We start from the raw sequence: 26,412 nt of genomic DNA, 5'->3' as shown, positions 1-26,412 counted from the left end.
ACGTTATTTCGTCTGCGGATACTTCGCCACCACCTCACCTGGCTCCAGCTCCCGCCCATCGCTCGCCACCATCGTGAGCTTGCGTAGCGGCTGGCGATCCCGCGCGTCCACCAGCACCGTACCGGTATCCCCCTCGGCAAACAGGTGTTCATTTCCCCACTGGGAGAGCGCCAGCAGCACGGTTTGCAGCTCGCGGCCTTTTGCGGTCAGCACATACTCCTGCCAGGCGCTGCCGTCGGAGGCGGGTTGCAGCGTCAGTATGCCTTCGTCCACCAGTAGCTTTAGTCGGGTCGCCAGCATGTTTTTGGCGATGCCGAGGCTTTTCTGAAACTCACCAAAACGCGTTATGCCGCTCAGGGCATCACGCACAATCAGCAGGGACCACCAGTCGCCGATAATATCCAGCGAGCGGGCGACAGGGCAGGGGCTCTCTTCGAGGCGGGTACGTTTCACGGTCTCTCCTTATCAGCGGTAAGTTTAATTATAAAACCAATTACCCCGGCGCACAAAGCAAGCTGTCACTTTGCGGGCAGGCTCCAGGTAATTCGTCACAGATCTGTCACACTGTTAACGACAATAAACAGGTGAGGAATTAGGGATGAGAAAAGCACTAATCGCTGTCGCCGTGGCGGGCACCATCGGGCTCTCTGGCGGCGTTCAGGCGCAAACCGCGCCGGAAGGGTATCAGCTGGAACAGGTTCTAATCATGAGCCGTCATAACCTGCGTGCGCCGCTGGCCAATAACGGCAGCGTGCTGGAACAGTCGACCCCGGAAAAATGGCCAGAGTGGGATGTGCCTGGCGGGCAGCTCACCACCAAAGGTGGGGTGCTGGAAGTCTACATGGGGCACTACATGCGTGAATGGCTGGCAGAGCAGGGGCTGGTGACCGCCGGGGAGTGTCCGGCAGCGAACAGCGTCTATGCCTATGCCAACAGTCTGCAACGCACGGTGGCGACCGCGCAGTTCTTCATTACCGGCGCGTTCCCGGGGTGCGATGTGCCGGTGCACCATCAGGAAAAGATGGGCACCATGGACCCGACCTTTAATCCGGTGATCACCGACAACTCCCCGGAATTCCGCGAAAAAGCGCTACAGGCGATGAACAAAGAACGTCAGGGGATGCAGCTTGACGAGAGCTACAAACTGCTGGAGCAGATGACCGACTTCAAACAGTCTCCGTCCTGCAAAGAGAAACAGGTCTGCTCCCTGACGGACGCGAAAGACACCTACAGCGCCGAGTACCAGAAAGAGCCTGGGGTATCCGGTCCGCTCAAGGTGGGTAACTCGCTGGTTGACGCCTTCACGTTGCAGTATTACGAAGGCTTCCCGCTGGATCAGGTGGCGTGGGGCGAGATCAAAACCGACCAGCAGTGGCGGGTGCTCTCTCAGCTAAAAAATGGCTATCAGGATTCGCTTTTTACCTCGGCAGAGGTGGCGCGTAACGTGGCGAAACCGCTGGTGAAATACATCGATAACGCGCTGGTCACCGACCGGACGAAAGCGCCGAAAATCACCGTGCTGGTGGGGCATGACTCTAACATTGCCTCCCTGCTGAAGGCGCTGGATTTTAAACCCTATCAGCTGCACGGCCAGTATGAGCGCACACCCATTGGCGGCAAGATCGTCTTCCAGCGCTGGCACGACAAAACCGGCAATCGCGATCTGATGAAAATTGAGTATGTCTATCAGAGTACCGAGCAGCTGCGTAATGCCCAGGTGCTGACGTTAGAAGCCCCAGCCCAGCGCGTTACCCTGGAGCTGAACGGCTGTCCGGTGGATGCGAATGGATTCTGCCCGGTGGAGAGCTTTAATAAGGTATTGAATACCGCGGCGCAGTAAGTTCAGCCCCTCCCCCTGAAGGGGAGAGGGGCTGAAATGTCGGGTGGCGCTTCGCTTACCCGACCTACAAAATCCAACTCTGGTTCCGAATCTTGTAGGCCTGATAAGCGTAGCGCCATCAGGCGTTTTTTGTCCGCACGATTATCAGACGTTTTTACGCTCAATGGTCTGCTCGCCCCAGAACAGCGAGTCTTTGTCGGTTTTTTGGAAGGCTAACATCAGAACTTCATCATTACCTTCTTCCCAGATTTTCTCTGCCAGTTTTTCGTCATATTTTGCGACTTCAAAAATCGCCTCAGCGATCTCCGGTGACGTATTACGTAAACGCGCAAATTCCCCGACGCGATGTGCTTTAGCTTCTTGAGTTGGCATAGTAATCCTCCTGTTGAGAGTTAACCTTTCAGTTTAGCAGCCAGGCCGGCGACATATTCACCCTGATAGCGGGCAATGTTCAGTTCTGCTTCCGAAGGCTGACGTGAACCGTCGCCCCCGGCAATCGTTGTTGCGCCATAGGGCGTACCGCCACGGAGCTGGGAAAGATCAAACAGTTCCGGGGTGCCGTAGCCGATGGGCACAATCACCATCCCATGGTGCGCAAGGGTGGTCCAGGTTGAGGTGATGGTCTGCTCTTGTCCGCCACCGGTGCCGGTGGAGCTGAACACGCTGGCGACTTTGCCGAGTAACGCATTTTTGGCCCACAGTCCCCCGGTCTGGTCGAGGAAGGTACGCATCTGGCCGGCCATATTGCCGAAGCGCGTCGGGGTACCAAAGATGATTGCATCGTAATCGCCCAGCTCCTGCGGCGAAGCTACCGGCGCCTCCTGCGCTTTACCGCCCGCTTTGGCAAAAGCTTCTGCCTGCATGGTTTCCGGTACGCGTTTGATCACCACCTCAACCCCCTCGATTTTCCTGGCGCCTTCCGCAACTGCATGAGCCATGGTTTCGATGTGTCCGTACATGGAATAGTAGAGCACCAGAATTTTCGTCATTTCGCTTCACTCCTCGCATGATTTTTTCGGTCAGCGGCATGCTGCCGTTATTTAAAGATATGACGTGACAGCGAGACTGCAAATCTGGACACCATTTATTTGATTTTAAACAACAAAGGATGGCGGGCTTTCTTCGTAGCAAAATGAAACATTTTCAGCAGAGCAAATTTTCGGAATGATAAGAAAGGCTTATGGTTTCTTTTCGGCAGGCTTCATACAAAAGGCTGATATCGTATTGCAGGATATTACGATTCGCTGGCTGAATGCGCCTGCTCCACTAAGCTTAAGTTCACGCGGCGCAGTTAAAGACTCTTTTTTAGCGTCGTCAGGTGGAAGAATTCGCTTTCGCTGAATACAGAATTAAATCTTATGTTTTTAACTCTGGAGGTCCGACATGGCAAACCATCGTGGTGGGTCAGGTAATTTTGCAGAAGACCGTGAAAGAGCATCAGAAGCAGGACGTAAAGGTGGCCAGCAGAGCGGGGGTAATTTCAAAAATGACCCTCAGCGCGCATCCGAAGCTGGCAAAAAAGGGGGCAAAAATAGCCATGGCGGCAACAAGAGCAGTTAAGTTGCAGCCGTCTGAAGTAGGGGTCTTTTGACCTGTGGCACCCCCGCCGCCGGGATCCCCGGCGGTTTTTTTATGCCTGTTATTGAAGTGTTATCAAATTCCTTTCACACTAGCGGATTCACTTTTTGTGCTGGTGCCCCATGTCTCTCTCCCGTTATGCCTTTTCGATCAAACCGCAGGAAGCGATCCTGATCCTTATCACCATGTTCTGGGGTGGGACCTTTCTTGCCGTACAGTACGCCGTCACGCAGAGCGGCCCTTTCTTCTTTGTCGGCCTGCGTTTTGCCACGGCTGCGTTGGCGGTGGCACTCATTTCGCTCAAAACCCTGCGCGGCCTGACCCTGACCGAACTGAAAGCGGGGCTGGCGATCGGGGTGGCGATCGCGATGGGCTACAGCCTGCAAACCTGGGGATTACAAACTATTCCCAGCAGTAAATCGGCGTTTATTACCGCCATGTATGTCCCGCTGGTGCCGCTGTTGCAGTGGCTCTGCCTGCGCCGCATGCCGGGAATGATGTCCTGCATCGGCATAGTGCTGGCTTTTATCGGGCTGATCCTGCTGGCAGGGCCGGAAGATAACCTGCTGGCGCTCGGGCCTGGAGAGATGATCACCCTGGTGGGCGCGGTGGCGATTGCCGCCGAGATCATCCTCATCAGCGCCTGGGCCGGAAAGGTGGACGTCAAGCGCGTCACCGTCGTGCAGCTGGCGACCGCCTCGCTGGTGGCGTTTCTGACCATGCTCCCGGCCGGGGAGTCGGTTCCGCCGATGTCGGCAGGGCTGTGGATGGTGGCCCTTGGGCTGGGGATTTTCAGCGCCATTATTCAGGTAACCATGAACTGGGCCCAGCGCAGCGTCTCGCCCACCCGGGCGACGGTAATATATACCGGGGAGCCGGTGTGGGCGGGGATCTTTGGCCGTCTGGCCGGGGAGCGCCTGCCGCTGCTCGCCCTGCTGGGGGGCGCCTTTATCATCGCGGGCGTGCTGGTGAGTGAGCTGAAGCTGAAAAGAAAAAAGAAGGCGCTGCCGGACGACAGCGCCACGCTGGATCAGTCCTGAGTCGCCACTGTGCCCTGCGTCACCCCCGCCATCCGGCGGCTGAGCAGGGCGTTAAGGGCAATCGCGCCAAAGGTGGCCGTGCCGATCCCGCCCAGGGTGAAGCCGCCGAGCGAAAGGGCAAAATCCCCTGCGCCCAGCACCAGCGTTACGGCGACCATAATCAGGTTGCCATTCTGGCTGAGATCAACATGGTTCTGCACCCAGATCCGCGCCCCGGCCACCGCAATCAGGCCAAACACCACAATCGACGCACCGCCAATCACCGGCCCCGGGATGGTGTGGATTAAGGCACCGAATTTAGGTGAAAAGCCGAGCAGCACGGCAATCACCGCTGCCGCCACGAACACCAGCGTTGAGTAGACCTTGGTGACCGCCATCACGCCGATGTTCTCGGCATAGGTGGTCACGCCGCTGCCGCCCACCGAACCTGACAGCATGGTCGCCAGCCCGTCTCCCACAAATGCCCTCCCCATATAGGGGTCCATATTGCGTCCGGTCATGCCGGCCACCGCTTTCAAATGGCCGAGGTTTTCCGCCACCAGGATCACCGCCACCGGGGCGATCAGCATTATCGCCTGGCCGTCAAAGGTGGGCGAGGTGAGCTGCGGAAGACCAAACCACGTCGCCTGGGCGACCTGGGTAAAATCCACCGGCTTGCCAAGCCCAAACACGCTGGTCAGCAGGGCGTAGAGCAGGCAGGCGAAGATCAGTCCCACCAGGATCAGCAGCCGCTGGATCATCCCCCGGGTAAATACCGCCACCAGGCCGATGCAGAGCACCGTCATTACCGCCATCCAGCTGTCAAAGGCGGAGCCGGAAACCCCTTTGACGGCGATGGGTGCCAGGTTGAGGCCAATCGCCATCACCACTGCTCCGGTGACCACCGGTGGCATCAGCCGTTCGATCCAGCGGGTGCCCAGCTTCATCACCACCAGACCCACCGCGGTGTAGAGTGCCCCGCAGGCGATGATCCCGCCCAGCGCCACGCTCAGCTGAGGGTTTACCCCCTGGCCGGAAAAGCCGGTGGCGGCAATCACCACCCCGACAAAGGCGGCGCTGGAGCCGAGATAGCTCGGCACCCGTCCGCCGGTGATGAAAAAGAAGAGCAGGGTGCCAATGCCCGACATCAGAATCGACAGGTTAGGATCCAGCCCCATCAGAATGGGCATCAGCACCGTGGCGCCAAACATCGCCACCGCATGCTGCACCCCCATCACCGCGGTTTGCGCCAGCGGGAGACGTTCATCCGGCGCGACCACGCCGCTATCAGAGGAGGTCGATTTCAACTGCCAGTGAGGAAAACCGAATAGTGCCATCAGCTGCTCCTTAAGGAGGATTAACAGGCGGGTCGCATCAGCGCGTGGTAGCCGCGGTCAAACCACACCAGGCCCTGGGGCACCGGGTGGCGGGTTATTGCAACGATCTCGCAAAACAGAATGTCGTGGGTGCCGACGCTCACCACCTGGCTAATGCGGCAGTCGAACGAGGCCAGCGCCTCGTCGAGACGTGGACAGCCGGTGGCACCCGTCTGCCAGCCTGCTGCGGCAAAGCGGTCGGCCATCGGGGTTTTGCCGCCAAACAGATTCGAGAGGGACTCCTGCCCGGCGCTCAGGGTGTTGACGCACAGGGTGCGGTTGTCGTTAAACACCGGCCACACCGAGGCGCTACGATTCAGGCACACCAGCAGCGTTGGCGGCGAGTCGGTCACGCTGCACACCGCGCTGGCGGTAAAGCCCGCCTGTCCGGCCGGGCCGTCGGTGGTGATGATATTGACCGCCGCGCCCAGACAGGCCATGGCATCACGAAACGTTTGTTTATCGATATTCATGGTGGCTCCTTATGCCAGCCCGCAGGCGTCTTCAAAACTCAGGCGGGGCAGTCGTCCGTAGAGTTTGCGGGTATCGCCGTAGCCAATGTTGATCAGCAGATTGCTTTTCAGGTTGCTGCCGGTGAAGAAGGCCGCATCCACCTTTTCGCGGTCAAAGCCGGACATCGGCCCGGTGTCCAGCCCCAGCGCCCGACAGGCGACAATCAGATAGGCCGCCTGCATCGTGCTGTTGCGAAAGGCGGTCTCCTCGGCGAGCTGCGGGCTGGCGGTAAACCAGCTCCGGGCATCGCCGTGGGGGAACAGCTCCGGCAGTCGCTCGTAAAACTGGCTGTCCCAGGCAACGATAACCGTCACCGGGGCGGTGAGGGTCTTTTGCAGGTTGCCGCTGGAGAGGGCCGGGCGCAGCTTCTCTTTGCCTTCCGGGGTGCGGATAAACACCATCCGCGCCGGAGAGCAGTTGGCGGAGGTGGGCCCCCATTTCATCAGGTCATAGATTTCGCGCAGCGTCTCGTCGCTGACCGGACGATCCAGCCAGCCGTTATGGGTCCGCGCCTCGGTAAACAGCGCATGCTGCGCCGTCGGGGTGATGGCTTCACTCATGACAACTCCTTCAGTAAACGTTCGTGGCGGTGCAGCAGGCTGGCGAGCCCGTTTTGCAGCAGGGCGTTAAACGCCTCCGGCTCGGTCACGTTGCAGGCGTGCCCGCCCCGGGGCATCACGGTAAGCAGGCTGCCGGGCAGGGCGGCATGCAGCTCTGCCGAACAGACCGAGGGCACCAGCAGATCGTCGGCGGCGCAAAGTATCTGCACCGGGCAGTGAATGCGCGCCGTCTGGCGGCTGAAATCGGCCCGCTTCAGGGCATTGAGCCTGCGCAGCAGGGTGCTTTTGCCCTGGAAGTGGGCCAGGGCCAGCGCCTCTTCGGCCTCCATGCGCGGCTGGCGGGCCGCCATCCAGTCGGCGGGATAGAGAAAGAGCGGCTGGGCTTCCACCCACGCCTGCGCCCCTCCGGCATGCAGCAGCCGCTCGCGGATCTGGAAGCAGCGGCGGGTATGCGGATTCAGCGTCAGCCAGCCGTTAACGCATATCAGGGCACCGATCGCCTCCGGGTGATCCACTGCCAGCTGCAGGCCGATTAGCGCCCCCAGGGCATGGCCCACCACGCTGAACCGCGCGATCCCTGCGAGAGAGAGCGCCTGCCACAGCTCGTCGGCCATCGCTGCCAGGGTGTAATCTTCCGGCAGCTCGCCGGGGTTATTGCCGGTGCCGCGCTGGTCGTAGCAGACCACCTGATACCCTTGCTCAAGGTCGGCGAGCTGGGGCAGCCAGTAGCTGCCGCTGCCCCCCAGTCCGGCGATCAGCACCACAACCGGCGCGTCCGCAAAGGGCGGCGGTGAAATGGAAAGATTCATGGCAACCTCACCGGCCAATGTGGGCGATAGTGGCGATCTCCACCAGCGCCTCGGGTTTCACCAGCCCGCACTGAATGCAGAAGCGCGCCGGTTTATCGCCGGGGAAAAATTCAGCGTAGATCTCGTTAATCGCGGCGTAGTTTTTCCAGTCGGTAATAAAGATGCTGTTGAAGGTCACATCCGCCATCGTCCCGCCTGCCGTTTCGATAACGCGCTGGATGGTCTGCAGCACGTGGCGGGTTTGCGCCTTTGGGTCATCGGGAAACACCACGTTGTTATCCGCGTCGAACGGCAGGGTGCCCGAGACGTAAACCACCCCGTCCGCCAGGGTGCCGGGGACGAAGGGGGCAATCGGCGTGCTGGTCCCCTGGGGGATAATCACAGATTTCGGCATAACGTAGCTCCTCAGGCGATACGGGCATAAGCGGCAGGGGAAAGGGCGTCGCAGAAGGTGGCGACGTCAGTAACCCAGCCAAAAAAGGTTTCGATGTTGAACAGCGCAGCCTGCTGGGCAAATGCAGGCCCTGCCTGGTGGGTGGCGTCTTCCAGCACCACGCCAAAGTACTCCAGGAAGAAGCCGTCGCGCAGGGTGGACTCCACGCAGACGTTGGTGGCGATGCCGGTAAAGATCAGGTGGCGGATGCCGCGGCTGCGCAAAATGCTGTCCAGCGGGGTGTTGAAAAAGCCGCTGTAGCGCGGTTTCGGCAGCACGATGTCCCCCGGCTCCGGCACCAGGTCATTCACCAGCTGGTAATCCCAGCCGCCTTTCGCCAGCAGCTTGCCGTGCAGCTCCGGGCGCTGGCGCATGGTTTTCAGCGCATTCGATTTGTGGAAGTTGGGCGAGCCAGGGCCCCCCGCCTCCACATACTCTTCATCCCAGCCGTTCTGGAACCAGATAATCAGCATCCCGGCCTTGCGGGCGGCGGCCACCGCGGTGCGGATATTCTCGATCACCGGCCGGGTGACGGAGACGTCAAACCCGGCGAGGTCGAGATAGCCGCCAGGGCTGGCGTAGGCGTTCTGCATATCCACCACGATCAGCGCGCTCTGCTGGGCGTCAAAGGTGATGGCTTCCGGGCGTGCGGGCAGAGTGGTCATCACGCGACCTCCTTTGTCATAACCGGAATATGGGCGCGGCACTGCATCAGCGGCTGGATGCGCTCGCCAAACGTTTCAATCCCGGCAATAAAGTCATCAAAGGTCAGCAGCACCCCTTCGGCACCCGGCACGCTGGCTACCTCATCAAGCATCCGCGCCACGCTGGCATAAGAGCCGACCAGGGTGCCCATGTTGATATTCACCGCCGAGGTCGGGTCGGCCATCTGCCGCACGTTGGTGTCGGCCCCGGAGCGGGTGTCCTTCTGGCTCTGCTCGCTGAGCCAGCTCAGGGCCTCGTCGTCGGCCCCGGCTTTGTAGTGCTCCCACTTCGCCCGCGCCGCCTCGTCGGTCTCGTCGGCAATGACCATAAACAGCACATAGGAGCCGACATCGCGCCCGGTTTTTTCAGCGGCCTGTTTCATGCGCGCAGCGGTAGGGGCAAAGGCCGTTGGGGTGTTAACCCCTTTGCCGAAGCAGAAGTTGAAGTCGGCATATTTCGCCGAGAAGTCCATCCCGGCATCGCTCTGCCCGGCGCAGATCACCTTCATCGGCACCGACGGCTGGGGGCTGACGCGGCAGTCGTTCATGGTGAAGAACTCACCTTTGAAGTCGCTCTTGCCGGTGCCCCACAGATCCCGCAGGACCTGCACATACTCGGTGAGGTAGTCATAGCGCTTCGAAAAATAGTCATCTCCCGGCCAGAGCCCCATCTGCTCATACTCCGGCTTCTGCCAGCCGGTGACGAGGTTAACGCCAAAGCGTCCGCCGGAGATGGTGTCGATGGTGGAGGCCATCCGCGCCACGATGGCCGGAGGCAGGGTCAGGGTGGCGGCGGTAGCGTAGATCTGGATGCGGGAGGTGACCGCCGCCAGCCCCGCCATCAGGGTGAAGGACTCCAGGTTGTGATCCCAGAATTCGGTTTTCCCGCCGAAGCCGCGCAGCTTAATCATCGACAGGGCAAAATCGAAGTGATAGTGCTCTGCCTTCTGCACGATGGCTTTGTTCAGCTCAAAAGTCGGCATGTACTGCGGCGCGTGGGTAGAGATCAACCAGCCGTTATTGCCAATGGGAACGAATACGCCAATTTTCATCACGAACCTCTCTTCATCTCAGCTTGGGGGTGAAAGTCAGACGTGGCGCTGCATCCTGCATCTCCTGTTCAGCCGCGTAGTCTCGGTTTTGCAAAGGGAGTGCCAGTTTTGAAATCTGTAATGTTATTAGTGTGTTAAGAAATGGTTGATGAATTGCTGGTGATAAAAGTGGACTGTCTGGTCAAAATAGTTGCACACAAAGCAGGCAGTCGTGCGCGGTGGCGGTGCAGATTGTCGTGGTAAAGCAGGGGTTTTGCTATGCTGGGGGCTGATCAACACGGAGTGAGCAAATGGCACAAGGCGCAGTGAAGACAGGCGGTAAACGTTCGCAGGCGGTGAGCGCGAAAAAACAGGCGATCCTTGCGGCGGCGCTGGAGACCTTCTCGCAGTTTGGCATCCACGGCACCCGGCTGGAGCAGGTGGCGGAGCTGGCGGGGGTGTCAAAAACCAATCTGCTCTACTACTTTCCCTCGAAAGAGGCGCTGTACGTCTCCGTTCTGCAACAGATCCTCGATATCTGGCTGGCCCCGCTGAAGGCGTTTCGTGAGGAGCTCACCCCGCTGGTGGCGATCCAGCAGTATATTCGCCTGAAGCTGGAGGTCTCCCGGGACTATCCTCAGGCGTCGCGACTGTTCTGTCTGGAGATGCTGCAGGGGGCACCGCTGCTGAAAACGGTGCTGAGCGGGGATATGAAATCGCTGGTGGATGAGAAGTCAGCGATCATTGCCGGGTGGGTCGCCACCGGCAGACTGGCCCCGGTCGATCCACACCATCTGATCTTTATGATCTGGGCCGCCACCCAGCACTACGCCGACTTTTCCGCCCAGGTGGAGGCGGTGACGGGCAAGACGCTCAAGGATGACGACTTTTTCCACAGCACGGTGGAGAACGTGGAGCGGATGATTATCGAAGGGATCCGGGTGCGTTAATTCCCCGGGGGCAGCGGGCAGCTTAAATCGCCCTCTTCACACTGCATCAGCGTGGCCAGATAGGCTTCCCGTTCGTTGGTTTTATCCGCCAGACACTGGTTCACAATCATTGGCTGAATAGAGCCGCCTTGAGTGCCGGAGCCGATAAAGGCGCAGTCAGCATCGCGCAGGGCGATCCACGCCTGTTGCGCCTTTTTCAGCAGCTCACGCTGGGGGGCGTCGGCGCGCTTGATGGCTGCCTGATACGTCTGGTTCAGGGTTTTATCCGCGGCCTGATACTGCTGCGCGGTGCAGCTGTTCATCTCCGCCTGGGTGCTGGCGTTGGCGCACTCATCCGCCAGCGCGCTGGTGCTCAGCAGTAACGCGGCACCGGCGATAAAAGCTCGTTTCATCTTTCCCTCCCTATAAAAAAGCCGGATGCGCTGTGCTTATCCGGCCTACAAAAACAGAATGTCACCTCTGTAGCCCCGGTAAGCGTAGCGCCACCGGGGAGAGATTGCACGCTTAACCGATGGTCATCAGGCTGGCGTTACCCCCTGCTGCGGCGGTGTTCACGCTGAGCGAACGCTCCACGTACAGACGCTCCAGCTGCAGGTTGGTTTCACCCCGGGCGAAGCCCTGCACGGAGACAATCGCCCCGCTGCGGGCCGCAACCTGCTCGCACAGCTCGCGCAGCTGGTCGGAATCACCGTGATAGATCACCGCGTCGAACGGCTGGCTGGTCAGCACATCAGCTTTGGCGAAACGAATCCGTTCCGTCACCGCCTTCGGCAGCTGCTTCGCCAGGTCACGGTGCAGGCTATCTTCCGGCCAGAGCACTTCACACCCGGTCGCCATCGCCGCCGCCAGCTGGATCAGCGCATCCTGCTCGTTATCCGCCACGCACAGCACACGCTCGCGCGGCATCAGCGTCCAGGTGTTGCGCTCGCCCGTTGGCCCTGGCAATACGCGCTGGGTACCGGCCTGAGCCAGCTCGCCATACTCCTGACACAGCTCGCGCAGTTCAGGACGTTTTTCCGCCCACGCTTTTAATGCTTCCAGCGGCTGGGTCAGCACCGTTTTCACCTGGGTGTCTACCGCGTACTGCGCATCCTGACGCGCCAGGGTGACGCCCAGCGCATTGGCCGGACGGTTAGCCAGCAGGCGATAGAGGTACATTGGACCACCGGCTTTCGGACCGGTGCCCGACAGCCCTTCGCCGCCGAACGGCTGCACGCCGACCACGGCGCCGACCATGTTGCGGTTCACGTAGAGGTTGCCGACGTTGGCGCTGCCGGTCACCTGGGCGATGGTTTCATCGATGCGGGTATGCACTCCCAGGGTCAGACCGTAGCCGGAGGCGTTGATCTGCGCGATCAGCTGGTCGAGGTTGTTACGGTTGTAACGCACCACGTGCAGCACCGGGCCAAACACCTCTTTCTTCAGTTCATCGAAGCTCGCCAGTTCAATCAGGGTTGGCGCCACAAAGGTGCCGCTGGTCCACTCGCGGGCATCTTCGCTGTTCTCACGCACCGCCTGGTAGACCGGACGGCCTTTCGCACGCATCGCCTGGATGTGGTTTTCGATGTTGGCTTTCGCTTCGGCGTCGATCACCGGGCCAATGTCGGTGGTCAGACGGCCCGGGTTGCCCATCCGGCACTCCGCCATCGCGCCACGCAGCATTTTCAGGGTGTGATCGGCCACTTCGTCCTGCACGCAGAGTACGCGCAGGGCAGAGCAGCGCTGTCCGGCACTGTCGAAGGCCGAAGCCACCACATCCACCACCACCTGCTCGGTGAGGGCGGAGGAGTCGACGATCATCGCGTTCATACCGCCAGTTTCCGCAATCAGCGGCGTTGGACGGCCCTGGGCATCCAGACGGGTGGCGATGTTGCGCTGCAACAGGGAGGCCACTTCGGTGGAGCCGGTGAACATTACGCCGCGCACGCGGTTGTCGGCGGTGAGTTTGGCACCCACGGTCTCGCCGCGGCCCGGCAGCAGCTGCACGACGCCTGCCGGAACACCCGCTTCCAGCAGGATATTGATTCCCTGAGCGGCAATCAGCGGGGTCTGTTCCGCCGGTTTGGCCAGCACGCTGTTACCCGCGGCAAGGGCGGCGGCAATCTGGCCGGTGAAGATCGCCAGCGGGAAGTTCCACGGGCTGATACAGACCACCGGCCCCAGCGGGCGGTGGGTTTCGTTGTCGAAATCGTCACGCACCTGACCGGCATAGTAGTGCAGGAAGTCAACGGCCTCGCGCACTTCGGCGATGGCGTTGCTGAAGGTTTTACCCGCCTCACGCACCAGAATGCCAATCAGCTGCTGCATCTGATCTTCCATCAGCACCGCAGCGCGCTCCAGAATGGCTGCACGCTCCTGCGGCGGGGTGGCGAACCAGATCGGCGCATTGTTCACCGCGCTGTCGAGAGCCAGATCCACTTCCTCTTCGGTCGCTTCGCGGACAAAGCCGACAATGTCTTTCGGTTCGGCCGGGTTGATCACCGGCTGCATTTCGCCATTGCTGACCGGCTGCTCCAGGATCGGTTTCGCCTGCCATTTTTGCAGGGCGCTGTTGAGCAGCGACGAGGAGAGCGATGCCAGACGGTGTTCGTTCGCCAGATCGAGGCCCGCGGAGTTGATGCGGCCATTGCCGTACAGCTCACGCGGCAGGGCAATCTTCGGATGGGGCAGACCAACCTGACCCTCCTGGGCGGCCAGCTTTTCCACCGCCTGTACCGGGTCCGCCACCAGCTCATCCAGCGGCAGGGTGGCATCGGCGATGCGGTTAACGAAGGAGGTGTTGGCCCCGTTCTCCAGCAGACGACGCACCAGGTACGCCAGCAGCGTTTCGTGAGTACCGACCGGGGCGTAGATACGGCACGGACGATTCAGTTTACCCTCGGACACTTTACCGGTGACCTGCTCGTACAGCGGTTCACCCATGCCGTGCAGGCACTGGAACTCGTACTGGCCCGGATAGTAGTTCTGACCGGCCAGCTGGTAGATGGCCGCCAGGGTGTGGGCGTTGTGGGTGGCGAACTGCGGATAGATCAGGTTCGGCACGCCGAGCAGCTTTTTGGCGCAGGCGAGGTAGGAGACGTCGGTGTAGACCTTGCGGGTATAGACCGGATAACCCTCCAGACCTTCCATCTGCGCGCGTTTGATCTCGCTGTCCCAGTAGGCGCCCTTCACCAGACGGATCATCAGGCGGCGACGGCTGCGGGTGGCGAGATCAATCAGGTAATCAATGACGAACGGGCAGCGTTTCTGGTAGGCCTGAATGACAAAGCCAATCCCGTTCCAGCCCGCCAGCTCCGGCTCGAAGCAGAGTTTTTCCAGCAGATCGAGGGAGATCTCCAGACGGTCAGCCTCTTCGGCGTCGATGTTGATCCCGATGTCATACTGGCGCGCCAGCAGGGTCAAGGACTTCAGGCGCGGATAGAGCTCTTCCATCACCCGGTCGTACTGGGCGCGGCTGTAGCGCGGGTGCAGGGCGGAGAGCTTGATGGAGATCCCCGGGCCTTCATAAATGCCGCGACCGTTGGAGGCTTTACCGATAGCGTGGATCGCCTGCTGGTAAGAGACCAGATAGGCCTGCGCGTCGGCGGCGGTCAGCGCCGCTTCGCCCAGCATGTCATAGGAGTAACGGAAGCCCTTATCTTCCAGCTTGCGGGCGTTAGCCAGCGCTTCGGCGATGGTTTCGCCGGTGACGAACTGCTCGCCCATCAGGCGCATCGCCATGTCCACGCCTTTACGGATCAGCGGTTCACCGCTCTTGCCGATAATGCGGTTCAGAGAGCGGGAGAGGCTCGCTTCGTTGTGGGTGGAGACCAGACGGCCAGTAAACAGCAGGCCCCAGGTGGCGGCGTTAACGAAGAGCGACGGGCTGCGGCCAATGTGCGAATGCCAGTTACCGTTGCTGATCTTGTCGCGGATCAGCGCGTCACGGGTCGCTTTGTCCGGGATACGCAGCAGCGCTTCCGCCAGGCACATTAACGCCACGCCCTCCTGGGAGGAGAGGGAGAACTCCTGCAGCAGGCTCTGCACCATGCCGGCGCGCCCGGAGGCCGTTTTCTGGTTACGCAGTTTTTCGGCAAGCTGATACGCCAGGCTGTGGGCCTGGGAGGCGACTGGCTCCGGCAGACGCGCCTGTTCCAGCAGCATCGGCACGGCGTCGGTCTCGGCGCGACGGTAAGCGGCGGTAATGGCCGCGCGGCTCACCGACTGGGGCAGGATCTGCTCGGCAAATTCAAGGAACGGCTGGTGGACCTCTTCGATCGCCTCGGCGCTATCGTCGCTCTCGTTGGCGGCACCGGCCAGCAGGGCAGGCAGCTCTGGCAGGGCGTCGTCGCTCTCCAGTTTTTCCAGATAGTTAAAGATCGCCTGCTTGATTAACCAGTGTGGCGTGCGGTCAATTCGGGTCGCAGCCGATTTAATCCGTTCGCGGGTCGCATCATCCAGCTTAACCCCCATGGTGGTCATGCCCATGCCAAAAACTCCTGTGATTCAGTAGCGCTAGTGTAGTTAACGTGAAATATCCACTATGTTGCAACTTTGTGCAACCACGTTAAATGTGACCCGGTTTGCAAGCTGGAAAATGAATGGAATGTTACGTGATAGTTAACCGCAAAAAAGTTGTGGATTTTAGCGATCAACCCTGGTTTCATGCGGCGCTTAACACTTTTTGCAGGTGCAACCTCAAAAAACGTGAGCGAGTGCAACCTCCAGGAATCTGGTGTGAAACCGGGGATGAAATTCATGTAAATGCAGTGTTAAATCATTTGTGTCATGGAGGCGCATACGGCAGGATACGCGCGGCCAACAGAAACACACATCATCACCCTCTCGTTCCGGGGGTGTAATAAAGACGGTCAAAAAGGCTGTCGAACATCTTTGCGGAGTATTTAAATGGCAATTAGCACACCGATGCTGGTGACATTTCTTATCTATATTTTTGGCATGATCCTGATAGGGTTCCTTGCGTGGCGTTCTACCAAGAACTTTGACGACTACATCCTCGGCGGGCGAAGCCTTGGGCCGTTCGTGACGGCGCTCTCTGCGGGCGCGTCGGATATGAGCGGCTGGCTGCTGATGGGGCTGCCGGGCGCCATCTTTATCTCCGGTATTTCAGAAAGCTGGATCGCCATCGGTCTGACGCTGGGGGCATGGATTAACTGGAAGCTGGTGGCCGGGCGTCTGCGCGTGCACACCGAAGCTAACAACAACGCCCTGACCCTGCCGGACTACTTCACCGGCCGTTTCGAAGATAACAGCCGCATCCTGCGTATTATCTCCGCGTTAGTTATTCTGCTGTTCTTCACCATCTACTGTGCCTCCGGCATCGTGGCAGGCGCGCGCCTGTTCGAAAGCACCTTCGGCATGAGCTATGAAACCGCACTGTGGGCGGGCGCGGCGGCGACCATCCTCTACACCTTCGTAGGCGGGTTCCTGGCCGTCAGCTGGACCGATACCGTGCAGGCCAGCCTGATGATTTTTGCCCTGATCCTGACCCCAGTGATTGTGATCCTGTCGGTAGGCGGCCTGGGTGACTCCCTGGCGGTGATTCAGCAGAAGAGCATCGAAAACGTCGATATGCTGAAAGGGCTGAACTTTGTTGCCATCGTGTCGCTGATGGGCTGGGGGCTGGGTTACTTCGGTCAGCCGCACATCCTGGCGCGCTTTATGGCGGCGGATTCGCACCACACCATCGTCCATGCCCGTCGTATCAGTATGGCGTGGATGATCCTCTGCCTGGGCGGCGCCTGTGCGGTGGGCTTCTTCGGTATCGCCTACTTCAACAACAACCCGTCGCTGGCAGGTGCAGTAAACCAGAACGCCGAGCGTGTGTTTATCGAGCTGGCGCAGGTGCTGTTTAACCCGTGGATCGCCGGTATTCTGCTCTCCGCTATTCTGGCGGCGGTGATGTCCACCCTGAGCTGCCAGCTGCTGGTCTGCTCCAGTGCCATCACGGAAGATCTCTACAAAGCCTTCCTGCGTAAGGGCGCCAGCCAGAAAGAGCTGGTGTGGGTCGGTCGCTCTATGGTGCTGGTGGTGGCGCTGGTCGCCATCGCGCTGGCGTCAAACCCGGAAAACCGCGTGCTGGGTCTGGTGAGCTACGCCTGGGCGGGCTTTGGTGCCGCCTTTGGTCCGGTGGTGCTGTTCTCCGTGATGTGGTCCCGCATGACTCGCAATGGCGCCCTGGCGGGGATGATCATCGGTGCGGTTACCGTTATCGTCTGGAAGCAGTTCGCCTGGCTGGGCCTGTATGAAATCATTCCGGGCTTTATCTTCGGCAGCATCGGGATCGTGGTCTTCAGCCTGATGGGTAAAGCGCCCTCTACCTCAATGCAGAAACGCTTTGCGGAAGCCGACGCCCAGTACCACACCACCGCGCCAACGAAGTTGCAGGCGCAGTAAGTGACAGACACGCTATAAGCCGGGCTTGCCCGGCTTTTTTTATTGCTAATTTCCGTGATTTACGCTGATATCGCAGGGCAAATTACAATGAGGATAGCGAAGAATGAGACTTAAAAACGGGCTTGTGGCAGGCGCGATTTTACTGCTGGCAGGCTGTAATGCCCCCTCACACAGCACCGCGGACAACACCTGCAAAGCCGATAACCAGCTGCAGCAAACCACCCTCTTTTTCGGCCTGAACCGTCCGGCAGGGGAGGCGATCACCGGCCAGGAGTGGCAGCAGTTTGTGGATCAGGACGTGACGCCGCGTTTTCGTGATGGCTTAACGGTATTTGATGCCCGCGGGCAGTGGCTGGGTAACGACGGAAAAGTGGCGCGTGAGTCGAGTAAGGCGCTGATGCTGATCCACGGTAAAGATGCGCAAAGTGAGAGCAATATCGAGGCGCTGCGCGGGATCTATAAAACGCGCTTCGCCCAGGAGTCGGTGATGCGCGTTGACCAGCCGGTGTGCGTGCAGTTCTGATAAGACCGGGTGCGGCCTGTTTGCCGGGTGGCGCTAGCGCTTACCCGGCCTACTTATCCTGTAAGCCCGCGCAAGCGCAGCGCCGCCGGGCAACAAACTACAACACTAACCCCGCAAAGCTCGCCGACAACAGACTCACCAGCGTCGCGCCATACACCAGACGCAGACCGAAGCGTGACACCACGTTGCCCTGCTTCTCATTTAGCCCTTTAATCGCCCCGGCGACAATGCCAATAGAGGCAAAGTTAGCGAAGGAGACAAGGAACACCGACAGAATGCCCAGCCCGCGCGGGGTCATCTCTGCGGCAATCTTTTGCAGCTCGATCATCGCCACGAACTCGTTCGCCACCAGTTTAGTCGCCATAATGCCGCCCGCGTGCAGGGCATCGCTCAGCGGAATACCCACCAGCCAGGCCAGGGGATAGAAGACATAGCCCAGAATCTGCTGGAAGCTCAAGCCAAACAGGCTGGAGAAGAGGGCGTTGACGGCGCTGATCAGGGCAATAAAGCCAATCAGCATCGCCAGAATTATCATCGCCACTTTGAAGCCAGCCAGAATATATTCCCCCAGCATCTCAAAGAAACTCTGGGACTCATGCATCTTCTCCAGCTTAATTTCCGGCTCCGCTTCCGGGCGGGTCGGGTTAATCACCGTGAGGATGATAAAGGTGCTGAACATATTCAGGATCAGCGCCGCGACCACATATTTTGCTTCCAGCATCGTCATATAGGCGCCGACGATGGAGAGCGACACGGTGGACATGGCGGTGGCCGCCATGGTGAACAGACGACGCGAGGAGAGATCGCCCAGCACCCCTTTGTAAGCAATAAAGTTTTCCGACTGGCCCAGCGTCAGGGAGCTGATGGCGTTAAACGACTCCAGCTTGCCCATGCCGTTCACTTTCGACAGCAGGGTGCCGACTATGCGAATTATCACCGGCAGAATACGCCAGTGTTGCAGAATGCCGATCAGTGCGGAAATAAAAATAATCGGACACAACACTCCAAGGAAAATAAATGCCAGCCCTTTTTCTCCCATCCCGCCAAAGACAAAGTTGGTCCCTTCGGCGGCATATTTCAGTAACGATTCAAAGAAGCCCGAGACATACTGAATAACAAACAGGCCGCTTTCGGCATGGAGGAAAAAGAACGCCAGCGCAATCTCAATGACAATGAGTTGAATGACGTAGCGAATACGGACGTTGCGGCGGTCGAAGCTCACCAGCCAGGCCAGCGCAAGGATAACCACCAGCGCCAGCAAGAAGTGCAGGAATTGATACATAGTTGATTTTCAGCAGATTAATGAGGCGCATATTTAGCCACAGCCTGCTGTGAGCGTAAATGGGCATTTACGTTATAACTTATTCACCTTTTAGTCACTTATGTGACTATTTTCCCGGTACGGGTTTACATCCTGTCATCAAAATGCAGCATATTTCGCTTGTATTTCTTATTGCCGTAATGATAATCACTATCACAAGAATTTACCTTTCTTTGCATCAGTTGACGGCGAAAAACATTTAAGGTGTCGCATGTTTGTTCCATTCCTCATTATGTTACGTGAAGGGCTCGAAGCAGCCTTAATTGTCAGTCTTATCGCCAGCTATCTGAAACGTACCCAGCGGGGCCGCTGGATCGGCGTGATGTGGATTGGCGTCTTCCTTGCTGCCGCCCTCTGCCTGGGCCTGGGCATTGCCATCAACGAAACCACCGGTGAATTCCCGCAAAAAGAGCAGGAGCTGTTTGAAGGGATCGTGGCCCTGATTGCGGTGGTGATCCTCACCTGGATGGTCTTCTGGATGCGTAAAGTGTCCCGTAACGTCAAAGTCCAGCTGGAGCAGGCGGTGGACAGCGCGCTGGCGAAGGGCAAGAGCCACGGCTGGGCGCTGATCATGATGGTCTTTTTCGCCGTGGCGCGTGAAGGGCTGGAGTCGGTCTTCTTCCTGCTGGCCGCCTTCCAGCAGGATGTCGGGATCTGGCCGCCACTGGGCGCGGTGCTGGGCCTGGCGACCGCGGTGGTGCTCGGTTTCCTGCTCTACTGGGGCGGCATTCGTCTCAATCTGGGCGCCTTCTTCAAATGGACCAGCCTGTTTATTCTGCTGGTGGCCGCCGGACTGGCCGCGGGAGCGATCCGCGCCTTCCATGAGGCGGGCCTGTGGAACCACTTCCAGGAGGTGGCGTTCGATCTCAGTAACGTCCTCTCTACCCATTCGCTGACCGGCACCCTGCTGGAGGGGATCTTTGGCTATCAGGAGACGCCGAGCGTCAGCGAAGTGGCGGTGTACTTTATCTATCTTATTCCGGCGCTGGCGCTGTTCTTTATGCCATCGCGCCCCAGCGCTCAGCCGTCGCGTACTGCGCCCTGAAGTGCTCATTGTAGTTACAACATACTTTTAAAAGGGAAAAGTCATGGCAATCCACTTTCGTCGCAGTGCATTACAGGCTAGCGTGGCAGCGCTGATCGTTTCTGCATTCGCCGCACAGGCCGCGGATGTTCCACAGGTAAAAGTTACCGTCAATGATAAACAGTGTGAGCCGATGACCATCACGGTCAATAGCGGTAAAACGCAGTTCATCATCCAGAACCACAGCCAGAAAGCGCTGGAGTGGGAGATCCTGAAAGGGGTGATGGTGGTGGAAGAGCGGGAAAACATCGCGCCGGGCTTTAGCCAGAAGATGACCGCCAACCTTGAGCCGGGCGAATACGACATGACCTGCGGCCTGCTGACCAACCCGAAAGGCAAGCTGATCGTGAAAGGTGCCGCCACCGCCGATGCCGCCAAAGGCGACGCGCTGTTGAGCCTCGGCGATGCCATTACCGCCTATAAAGCGTACGTCACTCAAGAGACCGCGGATCTGGTCGCGGGTACCAAAGCCTTTACCGACGCGGTGAAAGCGGGCGATATGGAAAAAGCGAAATCCCTCTATGCGCCGACCCGTCAGCACTACGAGCGTATCGAGCCGATTGCCGAGCTCTTCTCGGATCTCGATGGCAGCATCGACGCCCGTGAAGACGATTACGAGCAGAAAGCCGCCGATCCGAAATTCACCGGTTTCCACCGCCTGGAGAAAGCGCTGTTTGGCGACAACTCCACCAAAGGGATGGAGCAGTACGCGGAGCAGCTGAACAGCGACGTGCTGGAGCTGCAAAAACGCATCAGTGAGCTGGCCTTCCCGCCCTCAAAAGTGGTGGGTGGCGCGGCAGGGCTGATTGAAGAAGTGGCCGCCAGCAAGATCAGCGGGGAAGAAGATCGCTACAGCCATACCGACCTGTGGGACTTCCAGGCCAACGTCGAAGGCGCGCAGAAGATCGTTGACCTGCTGCGTCCTCAGCTGCAAAAAGATAACAGCGCCCTGCTGGAAAAAGTGGATGCCAACTTTAAGAAAGTGAATATCATTCTGGCGAAGTACCGCACCAAAGAGGGCTTTGAGACTTACGACAAGCTGACCGATGCCGACCGTAATGCCCTGAAAGGGCCGATTACCACCCTGGCGGAAGATCTGGCGCAGCTGCGTGGCGTACTGGGTCTGGACTAAGTTGATGAACAAGCATGACGAGTACGACGTGGCTGAACCTTCACGACGTCGGTTGTTAAAAGGGGTAGGGGCGCTTGGCGGCGCCCTTGCTCTGGCGGGTGGCTGTCCGGTGGCGCATGCGGCAAAACCGCAGAGTGCGCCGGGCACGCTCTCCCCGGATGCGCGAATGGAGACGCAGCCGTTTCACGGCCTGCATCAGGCCGGGATCTTAACCCCGCAGCAGGCTTCGATGATGCTGGTGGCTTTTGACGTGCTCGCCAGCGATAAAAGCGAGCTGGAGCGCCTGTTCCGTCTGCTGACCCAGCGCATTACTTTTCTGACCACCGGCGGCCCGGCGCCTGAGACGCCGAACCCGCGTCTGCCGCCGATGGATTCCGGTATTCTGGGGAGCTATATCGCCCCGGATAACCTCACCATGACGGTGTCGCTGGGGGCGTCGCTGTTTGATGACCGCTTTGGTCTGGCGGCGCAGAAACCGAAATCGTTGCAGAAGATGGTGCGCTTCCCGAATGACTCCCTGGATGCGGCGTTGTGCCATGGCGATCTGCTGATCCAGATCTGCGCCAATACCCAGGACACGGTGATCCACGCCCTGCGGGATCTCATCAAGCACACCCCGGATCTGTTAAGCGTACGCTGGAAGCGGGAAGGGTTTATCTCTGACCACGCCGCGCGCAGCAAAGGCAAAGAGACCCCGGTGAACCTGCTCGGCTTTAAGGATGGCACCGCCAACCCCAACAGCCAGGATGGGCCATTAATGGATCGGGTGGTGTGGGTGACCGCCGATCAGGGCGAACCGGCCTGGGCGGTGGGCGGCAGCTATCAGGCTGTACGCATTATTCAGTTCCGCGTGGAGTTCTGGGACCGGACGCCGCTGAAAGAACAGCAGACCATTTTTGGCCGCGACAAGCAGAGCGGTGCGCCGCTGGGCATGAAGAACGAGCACGACGTGCCGGATTACGCCAGCGACCCGGAGGGCAATGTTATCGCCCTCGACAGTCATATCCGCCTCGCCAACCCGCGCACTCAGGAGACCGAGCAAAACCTGATGATGCGCCGGGGCTACAGCTACTCGCTGGGGGTGACCAATTCCGGTCAGCTGGATATGGGGCTGCTGTTTGTCTGTTTCCAGCACGATCTGGAGAAGGGCTTTTTGACCGTGCAGAAACGCCTGAACGGCGAGGCGCTGGAGGAGTACGTCAAACCCATTGGCGGAGGCTACTTCTTTGCGCTGCCTGGCGTACAGGACAAAAACGGCTGGCTTGCTCAGGGGCTGCTTGAGGCCTGAATACCGTCCCGCTTACCCCTTAAGCGGGACAGTTTTTTTCTCGTCCCACTATCTCTTTGTTATAATTCTGTAATATCCCCATAGCAGACTAAGTATCGCTGTCAGGCGAATCTTAAAAGTTGCATTCAGGTAAAAATAATGTTGCATTCATGCTAAATCCTGATGTACTTAAATTAAGAAAGCGGTAAACCTTACAGTGAACATGAATCACTCTGGAGATCGCGAATGGTTGGGTCCTCAACTGGACATGGTAAACGCAACAACCGCAGCACACGGCGCGGAGGCCCACACTCCGGCAGCGATCTCTTCACCGAAAAATTCTCCCCCTCCACAGCAAATCCTGATTTTTCCGACCTGACGAATGGTGAGCATAGCGATTCGGCCGGGTCATTTAACCAAGCAAGCTATGGCTTAGAAGGAAGCCAACCCTCAGATGTTTGTTCGCCTAATCGCACCGACTCTGGTGCGAGTGATGAATACCAACAACTCAAGGTGCTATCCATGGGAAGACAAAAAGCAGTGATCAAAGCTCGTCGTGAAGCAAAACGTGTGCTGAGACGGGATTCACGTAGCCATAAACAGCGTGAAGAAGAGTCGGTCACCTCGCTTGTGCAGATGAGTGGTGTTGAAGCAATTGGCATGGCGCGGGACTGCCGTGATACAACTCCAATTGCGGCACGCAACGACGCTCAGGCGCAGTACCTGAATGCTATTGAGAATAAGTCGCTTATTTTCGCCACCGGGGAAGCCGGGTGCGGGAAAACGTGGATAAGTGCAGCCAAAGCGGCGGAGGCGCTGATTCATAAGGACGTCGATAAAATCATTGTCACCCGTCCGGTACTGCAAGCTGATGAAGATCTCGGCTTCTTGCCAGGCGATATTTCGGAGAAATTTGCCCCTTACTTCCGGCCCGTTTATGACGTGCTGGTGAAGCGTCTGGGGGCCTCTTTTATGCAGTACTGCCTGCGTCCCGAAATCGGTAAGGTTGAAATTGCGCCGTTCGCCTATATGCGCGGACGTACATTTGAAAATGCAGTTGTGATTCTCGACGAGGCTCAGAACGTAACTGCTGCGCAAATGAAGATGTTCTTAACGCGCCTCGGGGAGAACGTGACGGTTATCGTCAATGGCGATATCACCCAGTGCGACCTGCCGGCGGGGGTTCCGTCCGGGCTGAGCGACGCGCTGGCACGTTTTGAGGAAGATGAGATGGTGGGCATTGTGCGTTTCAATAAAGACGACTGCGTGCGCTCGGCGCTGTGCCAGCGGACGCTGCAGGTCTATTCCCGGTAATGGTATAACCTTCTCGTTTTACTTTCTTCTGCAATCCCTTCCCGGCGCAATGCCGGGAAGCTGTGTCTGTCGAAACACTTCTGTTGGGTTGTCTATTTAAAGATCACATTATGATGATGTCATACTTATTTCGTATAGAAAATGCCGGGTATTACGCAACGTTTTGCTGTATCTATAAGTCTTAACGTTAATTCAAATGGGCTTTTTAATAAAAAATGCAGAAGTGTGATATTAAATCATAATATCCACAAAATATGTATGAAAATCATGAGCAGGCTAATTATAAATAATCAATTAAACGTGAATGTTGTCACAATTCATTACTGCCACGCGAATATTAAGTTGGTCTCTTTCGGGCTATTATCTATGTTTCGTAGTAATCCAAACACAATTCTATAAAGAAACTTCCAGGGAATCCGTTTTCTCTGGACCATCACGCTGAGGGCCATACATGAACGAACTGGTTGGTGCAATTAATGGTGTTATCTGGAGCCCGGCGTTAATATTTTTATGCCTGGGTGTCGGCCTCTATTTCTCACTGCGTAGTCGCTTTCTGCAATTACGCCATGTTAAACATATGGTCGCGCTGATGTTTCAGGGGCGCGCCACCGATGCAGGGGTGTCGTCGTTTCAGGCACTGACGATGACGCTGGCAGGACGTGTGGGGACCGGGAATATTGCCGGCGTAGCGACCGCCATTACCTTTGGTGGTCCTGGCGCGCTGTTCTGGATGTGGATGGTAGCCTTTTTGGGTGCCAGCTCTGCTTTTGTTGAATCCACGCTGGGTCAGGTTTATAAAGAGAAAATTAACGGTGAATATCGTGGCGGTCCTGCCTTTTATATTGAAAAAGGGCTGGGCGTAAAATGGTATGCATGGTTATTTGCTGTAGTGACTATTTTCTCCTGCGGCTTATTACTTCCAGGCGTACAGGCAAACTCTATTGGTGCCAGCCTGGATATTGCCTTCGGACTTAATCCGAATGTTACCGCCGCAATATTGGCCATACTGTTAAGCTTCATTATTTTCGGTGGTGTAAAAAGGATCGCCAGCTTTAGCAGCATGGTCGTTCCTTTTATGGCGCTCGGTTATATTATTGTGGCCTGCGTTATTATCGCCATTAATATTGAACAGCTTCCTTCCGTTATTCTGCTGATCTGGAAAAGTGCATTTGGCCTCGAAGCGGGCTTTGGCGCCGTTCTGGGGCAGGCGATCATGTGGGGCGTTAAGCGCGGGGTTTATTCCAACGAAGCGGCGCAGGGTACAGGGCCACATGCGTCATCAGCGGCCGAAGTCAGTCATCCGGCGAAACAGGGGCTGGTTCAGGCTTTCTCAGTCTATATCGACACGCTGTTCGTCTGCTCCGCTACCGGCTTTATGCTGTTGATCACCGGCTTGTATAATGTTCAGGGCGTTGATGGCGCGGCAATCTACACCGGCATCGCAGGTGTGGCAGCAGGCCCTGGCTATGTGCAGACCGCGATGGAAAGTATGATGCCTGGTTTTGGTAACTACTTTGTCGCCATTGCGCTGTTCTTCTTTGCCTTCACCACTATTATTGCCTACTACTATATTGCTGAAACAAATATTGCCTTTATCAACCGCAAAATTAACCGCCCATGGCTGACGTTCTTGCTGAAAATATTCCTGTTAACCTCCACGGTATATGGCACCGTGCGTACTGCGGAGCTGGCATGGGGTCTGGGCGATATTGGGGTCGGGTTGATGGCGTGGCTTAACATTATTGCAATTGTTCTTTTACATAAAAAAGCATTTGCCAGCCTTAAAGATTATGAAACGCAGAAAGCGCAAGGTATCGATCCGCAATTTGACCCGATCCGGCTTGGGATTAAAAATGCCGATCACTGGGTTAAGGAACGTAAAGATGAAAAAGGTGTGAACCCGGATCAGACATCTTCTCTGCCGGGAGGCCGTACAATAAGCTGATGGCGCGAAAAAAGCCCGTACGAAAGTACGGGCTTTTTTTTAATAGCGTTGTGAGGGGGGATTGACTCGCTGTCGCCAGTTGTCGAACCCGGTCGGGGGTTCTCATCCCCCTACAGGCATGCAACATGCGAAAAAAAAAAGCCCGCATTTTCATGCGAGCTCTTCTTTAAATATGGCGGTGAGGGGGGGATTGACTCGCTGCGCTCGCCCTACGGGCAGCCCACTCACTGCGTTCGCGGTCTGTCCAACTGGCTGCGGCAGTTGTCGAACCCCGGTCGGGGATTCTCATCCCCCCCACAGGCGAGCAACATGCGAAAAAAAAGCCCGCATTTGCATGCGAGCTCTTCTTTAAATATGGCGGTGAGGGGGGGATTGACTCGCTGCGCTCGCCCTACGGGCAGCCCACTCACTGCGTTCGCGGTCTGTCCAACTGGCTGCGCCAGTTGTCGAACCCCGGTCGGGGATTCTCATCCCCCCCACAGGCGAGCAACATGCGAAAAAAAAGCCCGCATTTTCATGCGAGCTCTTCTTTAAATATGGCGGTGAGGGGGGGATTGACTCGCTGCGCTCGCCCTACGGGCAGCCCACTCACTGCGTTCGCGGTCTGTCCAACTGGC

The 26,412-nt window shown here is 58.0% G+C and carries 24 protein-coding genes and 2 other RNA genes; 11 read left to right on the top strand and 15 right to left on the bottom strand.

The window, feature by feature from the left end; genetic code table 11:
- Positions 1-3: 3 nt before the first annotated feature.
- Positions 4-453 (bottom strand): winged helix-turn-helix transcriptional regulator, encoded by a 450-nt coding sequence (locus ACOKCT_RS01365; protein WP_103179013.1) that lies wholly within the window; start codon positions 451-453, stop codon positions 4-6.
- 145 nt (positions 454-598) lie between these two features.
- On the opposite strand from ACOKCT_RS01365, the gene agp reads away from it, so the two are divergent.
- Positions 599-1,840, top strand: a complete 1,242-nt coding sequence (agp, locus tag ACOKCT_RS01360; RefSeq protein WP_420193078.1) for a bifunctional glucose-1-phosphatase/inositol phosphatase — start codon at positions 599-601, stop codon at positions 1,838-1,840.
- A gap of 144 nt (positions 1,841-1,984) precedes the next feature.
- On the opposite strand, the gene ACOKCT_RS01355 is transcribed toward agp, so the two are convergent.
- Together ACOKCT_RS01355 and wrbA are read right to left on the bottom strand one after the other, a co-directional pair.
- Entirely contained in the window at positions 1,985-2,212 is a 228-nt protein-coding gene (locus ACOKCT_RS01355) for a YccJ family protein (RefSeq protein ID WP_103179015.1), read from the bottom strand.
- 20 nt (positions 2,213-2,232) lie between these two features.
- Positions 2,233-2,829 carry an NAD(P)H:quinone oxidoreductase gene (gene wrbA / locus ACOKCT_RS01350; protein ID WP_103179016.1) on the bottom strand — a complete coding sequence of 199 codons (597 nt, stop codon included), beginning with the start codon at positions 2,827-2,829 and terminating at the stop codon, positions 2,233-2,235.
- 394 nt (positions 2,830-3,223) lie between these two features.
- On the opposite strand from wrbA, the gene ACOKCT_RS01345 reads away from it, so the two are divergent.
- Both ACOKCT_RS01345 and ACOKCT_RS01340 read left to right on the top strand, forming a co-directional pair.
- Positions 3,224-3,400 carry a general stress protein gene (locus ACOKCT_RS01345; RefSeq protein WP_032617468.1) on the top strand — a complete coding sequence of 59 codons (177 nt, stop codon included), beginning with the start codon at positions 3,224-3,226 and terminating at the stop codon, positions 3,398-3,400.
- Between the two features lie 140 nt (positions 3,401-3,540).
- Entirely contained in the window at positions 3,541-4,458 is a 918-nt protein-coding gene (locus tag ACOKCT_RS01340; RefSeq protein ID WP_180210568.1) for an EamA family transporter, read from the top strand.
- Here ACOKCT_RS01340 and rutG read toward each other — a convergent pair.
- From rutG to rutA, 7 genes are read right to left on the bottom strand one after another with little or no spacing between them, the layout of a single operon-like run.
- Positions 4,449-5,774 (bottom strand): pyrimidine utilization transport protein G, encoded by a 1,326-nt coding sequence (gene rutG / locus ACOKCT_RS01335; protein WP_263950997.1) that lies wholly within the window; start codon positions 5,772-5,774, stop codon positions 4,449-4,451. The genes ACOKCT_RS01340 and rutG overlap by 10 nt on opposite strands.
- Positions 5,775-5,794: 20 nt before the next feature.
- A complete protein-coding gene (gene rutF, locus ACOKCT_RS01330; protein ID WP_103823656.1) occupies positions 5,795-6,286 on the bottom strand; it encodes an NADH-dependent FMN reductase RutF in 492 nt (163 codons plus the stop codon).
- A gap of 9 nt (positions 6,287-6,295) precedes the next feature.
- A complete protein-coding gene (locus tag ACOKCT_RS01325) occupies positions 6,296-6,886 on the bottom strand; it encodes a malonic semialdehyde reductase (RefSeq protein ID WP_103179020.1) in 591 nt (196 codons plus the stop codon).
- Positions 6,883-7,695: a pyrimidine utilization protein D gene (rutD, locus tag ACOKCT_RS01320; RefSeq protein ID WP_420193077.1), complete on the bottom strand. Its 813-nt coding sequence runs from the start codon at positions 7,693-7,695 to the stop codon at positions 6,883-6,885. Before rutD ends, ACOKCT_RS01325 begins: the two co-directional genes overlap by 4 nt.
- 7 nt (positions 7,696-7,702) lie before the next feature.
- The gene (gene rutC / locus ACOKCT_RS01315) at positions 7,703-8,089 is read right to left on the bottom strand and encodes a pyrimidine utilization protein C (protein WP_103823659.1); all 387 of its coding nucleotides are present in this window, start codon (positions 8,087-8,089) and stop codon (positions 7,703-7,705) included.
- 11 nt (positions 8,090-8,100) lie between these two features.
- A complete protein-coding gene (gene rutB, locus ACOKCT_RS01310) occupies positions 8,101-8,793 on the bottom strand; it encodes a pyrimidine utilization protein B (protein WP_420193173.1) in 693 nt (230 codons plus the stop codon).
- A complete protein-coding gene (rutA, locus tag ACOKCT_RS01305) occupies positions 8,793-9,884 on the bottom strand; it encodes a pyrimidine utilization protein A (protein WP_103179024.1) in 1,092 nt (363 codons plus the stop codon). Before rutA ends, rutB begins: the two co-directional genes overlap by 1 nt.
- 290 nt (positions 9,885-10,174) lie before the next feature.
- Here rutA and rutR point away from each other — a divergent pair, with 290 nt between their 5' ends.
- Positions 10,175-10,813 (top strand): HTH-type transcriptional regulator RutR, encoded by a 639-nt coding sequence (gene rutR / locus ACOKCT_RS01300; protein ID WP_103179025.1) that lies wholly within the window; start codon positions 10,175-10,177, stop codon positions 10,811-10,813.
- Here the strand turns inward: rutR and ACOKCT_RS01295 are convergent.
- Together ACOKCT_RS01295 and putA are read right to left on the bottom strand one after the other, a co-directional pair.
- Positions 10,810-11,205, bottom strand: coding sequence for a lysozyme inhibitor LprI family protein (locus ACOKCT_RS01295; RefSeq protein WP_103179026.1), 396 nt, complete (start codon positions 11,203-11,205; stop codon positions 10,810-10,812). The two genes, rutR and ACOKCT_RS01295, sit on opposite strands and share 4 nt — an antisense overlap.
- A gap of 112 nt (positions 11,206-11,317) precedes the next feature.
- Positions 11,318-15,280 (bottom strand): trifunctional transcriptional regulator/proline dehydrogenase/L-glutamate gamma-semialdehyde dehydrogenase, encoded by a 3,963-nt coding sequence (gene putA, locus ACOKCT_RS01290; protein WP_156654260.1) that lies wholly within the window; start codon positions 15,278-15,280, stop codon positions 11,318-11,320.
- 420 nt (positions 15,281-15,700) lie between these two features.
- On the opposite strand from putA, the gene putP reads away from it, so the two are divergent.
- On the top strand, positions 15,701-17,209 hold the full coding sequence (gene putP / locus ACOKCT_RS01285) for a sodium/proline symporter PutP (protein WP_263950992.1): 1,509 nt from the start codon (positions 15,701-15,703) through the stop codon (positions 17,207-17,209).
- Between the two features lie 103 nt (positions 17,210-17,312).
- Positions 17,313-17,732, top strand: a complete 420-nt coding sequence (locus tag ACOKCT_RS01280) for a DUF3574 domain-containing protein (RefSeq protein WP_263950991.1) — start codon at positions 17,313-17,315, stop codon at positions 17,730-17,732.
- A 97-nt stretch (positions 17,733-17,829) separates the two neighbouring features.
- Here the strand turns inward: ACOKCT_RS01280 and ACOKCT_RS01275 are convergent, their stop codons facing one another.
- A complete protein-coding gene (locus tag ACOKCT_RS01275; protein ID WP_159339160.1) occupies positions 17,830-19,014 on the bottom strand; it encodes a NupC/NupG family nucleoside CNT transporter in 1,185 nt (394 codons plus the stop codon).
- Between the two features lie 250 nt (positions 19,015-19,264).
- On the opposite strand from ACOKCT_RS01275, the gene efeU reads away from it, so the two are divergent.
- The 5 genes from efeU to ACOKCT_RS01250 all read left to right on the top strand — a co-directional run bounded on the left by efeU (position 19,265) and on the right by ACOKCT_RS01250 (position 25,795).
- Complete coding sequence (efeU, locus tag ACOKCT_RS01270; protein WP_103179032.1) at positions 19,265-20,098, top strand: iron uptake transporter permease EfeU; 834 nt, start codon at positions 19,265-19,267, stop codon at positions 20,096-20,098.
- Between the two features lie 43 nt (positions 20,099-20,141).
- On the top strand, positions 20,142-21,269 hold the full coding sequence (gene efeO / locus ACOKCT_RS01265; protein WP_159339159.1) for an iron uptake system protein EfeO: 1,128 nt from the start codon (positions 20,142-20,144) through the stop codon (positions 21,267-21,269).
- Between the two features lie 4 nt (positions 21,270-21,273).
- Positions 21,274-22,557: an iron uptake transporter deferrochelatase/peroxidase subunit gene (gene efeB, locus ACOKCT_RS01260; RefSeq protein WP_103823669.1), complete on the top strand. Its 1,284-nt coding sequence runs from the start codon at positions 21,274-21,276 to the stop codon at positions 22,555-22,557.
- Positions 22,558-23,058: 501 nt separating this feature from the next.
- A complete protein-coding gene (gene phoH, locus ACOKCT_RS01255) occupies positions 23,059-23,850 on the top strand; it encodes a phosphate starvation-inducible protein PhoH (protein ID WP_168192048.1) in 792 nt (263 codons plus the stop codon).
- Between the two features lie 451 nt (positions 23,851-24,301).
- Positions 24,302-25,795 (top strand): alanine/glycine:cation symporter family protein, encoded by a 1,494-nt coding sequence (locus tag ACOKCT_RS01250; protein WP_156654265.1) that lies wholly within the window; start codon positions 24,302-24,304, stop codon positions 25,793-25,795.
- A 173-nt stretch (positions 25,796-25,968) separates the two neighbouring features.
- Here the strand turns inward: ACOKCT_RS01250 and ACOKCT_RS01245 are convergent.
- Together ACOKCT_RS01245 and ACOKCT_RS01240 are read right to left on the bottom strand one after the other, a co-directional pair.
- A non-coding RNA gene (locus tag ACOKCT_RS01245) (RtT sRNA) lies at positions 25,969-26,104 on the bottom strand.
- Positions 26,105-26,150: 46 nt separating this feature from the next.
- Positions 26,151-26,286, bottom strand: a non-coding RNA gene (locus ACOKCT_RS01240) — RtT sRNA.
- Positions 26,287-26,412 lie beyond the last annotated feature (126 nt).

The organism is Leclercia sp. M-A074-M (assembly GCF_965195605.1).
Taxonomy (GTDB): domain Bacteria; phylum Pseudomonadota; class Gammaproteobacteria; order Enterobacterales; family Enterobacteriaceae; genus Enterobacter.
This window is presented reverse-complemented; position numbering and strand designations above follow the sequence as displayed.